Below are 3,169 nucleotides of genomic sequence, written 5' to 3' on the forward strand. Positions count from 1 at the left end.
GGCAGCAAGTTTGATTAGATATTTGCACTCTGGAGGAATAGTAATGGTGGTCATGGCAGCTACAGTCGTCAAGAGGGGAAAAGTGGCACTTTACTGCGGTAAGCTTTCTTGTGCCACTTCCCTAAGCAGGTTAAATTTAACTGCTAGCCTGGCCAGTCTGCGATAAAAACTTCGTTCGCTGCCAGTCACTTTCGACAAATCGTTGATGGCCGCTGCAATAGCGAACTCAAGATATAAACCGGGTTGTTGCTCAGACTCTGCAGCAAGAGCAAAAGGCGCCTGTTTGTAGCCAGCAGCAACCGCCAATTTAAAGGTTGTCCTCTGATCTGCTGTTAGCAAGTTAATTGTCCATCGATGCGCGTTGCGCAGCACTGTACTCATATCATCTTCTGTCAGCACGGTATTATGGCTTGTTGGATAATATCGATTTCGCCTGAATCCCATCGCCTCTTGCTGACTCTGACCATCTCCACCCGCAATAACCGACCTGAGACGCGCAACAAAATAGTACAGAGCGGAATCAACGACTCTGATATCTTCACCTTTAATTGACGAAGCGATCGGGTCAGTTGTCCTGAAGTAATCCAGATTATGTTCATAAACCTGCTCACTGAGTTGACCCTGACGAGCAAATGACATGATGGAGGGGTTTGCAATCAATTCGGCAGAGGCCATACCATGATAGGGACCAAACCCAGAATGGAAGTATTGAATTAACTCGTCATAAACGCCCAGAACGGCGTTAACCTCAGCCTCCGTGACAGAATCGGGATCTCTTCCTGGAAATACCGCATGGATAAAGCGTGCTCGAGAGGCTCCCTCAATAAGATTTTCTATATTCTGAAGTGCTTCTCTCAGGCTTATGGCGGATAGACGACCTTGAGAAGGTCTGATCGCATTAAAGGTCAGGTAGTAAGGTTCAATAGTGAGTAACTTTGCAGTCCCTTTGCGATATTCTTCGAGAGAGGACTGCTGTGCCAGATGTTCTGTAAAGTGGCCGCATCCGGTAATGTCAGTTTTGGCAGCATGCGTGGCTTCTGCCTTCTGGTCCTTTGCACCGCTCGCTTTAGAAGTAGATTGTTCTGTTGCCTTATCCTGATTGACCGGGGTTTTAACCATCGGGTCTTTGGCTTCAGGGAGTGAAGAACCATTACGATCCGGTGCCGGGAGAGGTTTTAATCTCGGCCTCAGGTCTTCAACAGGACTCAATGGGTTCATAGTCTGAATGAGATCAGGAGAATCAACGGCCAACGACTGGCCTGACAGCATCCCTATTAAAGAGAAAGTCAGGAAAAACGATGTGGATCTCAAATAGTGCTTTTTCACAATACAACAACTCTAAGCAAAGAGATGAAGATAAAGGCTAGATCACATTTTGAGAGTCAGGAGCTATTTTTATGCTTTATCGCATCAGCATCACAGGCCGCTTTAAAGAGCTATTTTAGGATCAAGTAAATTGCGTGAGTAATAAAATTTGAAGGTGTCCTTTTTGACCTCTATTTGTCCTTTCAAGTATAAATTCGACCGGACGAACCCATACCCTGTATCCAGAGTTGTCCTGTTTGTTGCGCATAAGCTTTCATAGCCTTAAGTCTGCCAGCAGCGCGATAAAAGCGTTGGTTCCAGCGCATGGTTTTTAACCATTCATCCGGATCAATCATGAGTCGCTCAAGAATAGGCGGGGTATCAGATGGAATGAAACCTCGTTTATCTTCTCTGACTGCGCGACCACTCCAATCCACCAGTTGCAGGTAATCGGTCATAAAATAGGGCAGGGCGGTATCTGGGTTCTGACCTTGGGAGCGAAAGGGTTTGAGTAAACAGGGCTGCTTTTTGGTGGCAGTATTTCGGGTCTGGTCGATTCGTTCTTTGATTGAAGTATGTTCAGAATGTTCTGGCGTTTTTGCCATCTTCGCTCGAATGGGATTCAGATCAACATACGCCATGCAGGTAAGCAGGGCTGCCTCATCCAGCAAAGCCTGACTCTTGAATCGCCCTTCCCAGAACCGACCACGACAGCCATCCTCCTTGTTGGCCTCTCTGGCCAGGTGCTCATTCAAACAGCGCATAAACCAGCTGATGTCCTGAAGCCGTTGCCTATATTCCTCTGCAAACTCTTTCACTCTGCTTAATTCAGAAGAACTTAAAGTCTGTCCTGCCAGATATCTCTGAACAAGCAGAGGACCGGTAAACAGCTGCGTCCAGCGGTTAAGAATGTCATCAAGATCCCAGTCTCGAGCAGGTTGAGAATTAATATGAAGCACCACATGATAGTGATTGGACATCACCGCATAAGCACAGACTTCAATGGAGAAAATAGTAACCAGCTCCCTTAAGCGATCAACCACCCATTGACGACGGTGCTCGTAATCCTTGCCAGAGAATGCATCATACCCACAAAGATAAGCCCGGCGAACGCAGCGAGCCATGCAGTGATAGTAAGGCGTCGTTCCTGGATCAATCAGGTTGCTGCGAGCACGGGTCATGGATGCATCCGCTGATAAGCAAAGAGGTAGCAGAGAAGATAGATCAGGTTAGGGAGCTGTCAAATTTGTGGGTGTCCTATTTATTCTGATCTGAAGTGATCTTCTACCTGTAATCCGGCTCAAGACCTGGCCACAGAGCAAATTTGTGGGTGTCCTATTTCTATCAGGGGAAGATCAGTCACCTGGATTTTTTTGTTAACTGCCGTTTATTTCGCATTTAGAAGTGATATTTCTTGTTCTAAAGCTGAAAAAGACATGTAGTCTGTTTTAAAGCTATAGGAGAAACCTCCTAAGTTTTCATATAAGTCAAAGCTTTTGTAACCGGTTGGCCATAAAGTTGAAAACGAGAAGTAGTTACCATTTGCGCAAGTTAATATTTTTCTCTCTCCATCTGAGTATCGTTCGTTTGTTTTTATTTTTGATCCAGGTTTGCATTGTTTTATAAAATGAACTGTTGTTGTAATTCTATACTCATCATCCATTGTTAGATATACAATGTACTTTCTAAAATAATGCACTTTCCTAAGAGTGGTTTTTTGTGTAATGGGATCTAATAATGGCCCTTTTACAGGTTGGCTGATCATTTTTGGGCCTCCTGCCTGATTTTTAGATAGAGATAATCAAGATCATTGTAACCACATGCCTTGTATATTATCCGCTTGATGACACCATTGAAGGCTTCG

Annotated in this window: 3 protein-coding genes; all 3 read right to left on the reverse strand. The window is 45.0% G+C overall.

All coding sequences use genetic code 11. From position 1 onward, the window contains the following. Nucleotides 1–90: 90 nt before the first annotated feature. The 3 genes from ACR2PX_RS12800 to ACR2PX_RS12810 all read right to left on the reverse strand — a co-directional run bounded on the left by ACR2PX_RS12800 (nucleotide 91) and on the right by ACR2PX_RS12810 (nucleotide 3,070). Complete coding sequence (locus tag ACR2PX_RS12800) at nucleotides 91–1,326, reverse strand: hypothetical protein (RefSeq protein ID WP_433999747.1); 1,236 nt, start codon at nucleotides 1,324–1,326, stop codon at nucleotides 91–93. A gap of 182 nt (nucleotides 1,327–1,508) precedes the next feature. Next, complete coding sequence (locus tag ACR2PX_RS12805) at nucleotides 1,509–2,486, reverse strand: transposase (protein WP_433999748.1); 978 nt, start codon at nucleotides 2,484–2,486, stop codon at nucleotides 1,509–1,511. 206 nt (nucleotides 2,487–2,692) lie between these two features. Then, complete coding sequence (locus ACR2PX_RS12810; protein WP_433999749.1) at nucleotides 2,693–3,070, reverse strand: hypothetical protein; 378 nt, start codon at nucleotides 3,068–3,070, stop codon at nucleotides 2,693–2,695. Nucleotides 3,071–3,169: the final 99 nt, after the last annotated feature.

Source organism: Endozoicomonas sp. (genome assembly GCF_051008435.1).
Lineage (GTDB): Bacteria > Pseudomonadota > Gammaproteobacteria > Pseudomonadales > Endozoicomonadaceae > Endozoicomonas_A.

Excerpts from the sequence above, each read along its gene's own strand:
- ACR2PX_RS12805 (WP_433999748.1), bottom strand. The coding sequence starts at position 2,486 with ATGACCCGTGCTCGCAGCAACCTGATTGATCCAGGAACGACGCCTTAC.
- ACR2PX_RS12810 (WP_433999749.1), bottom strand. The coding sequence starts at position 3,070 with ATGATCAGCCAACCTGTAAAAGGGCCATTATTAGATCCCATTACACAA.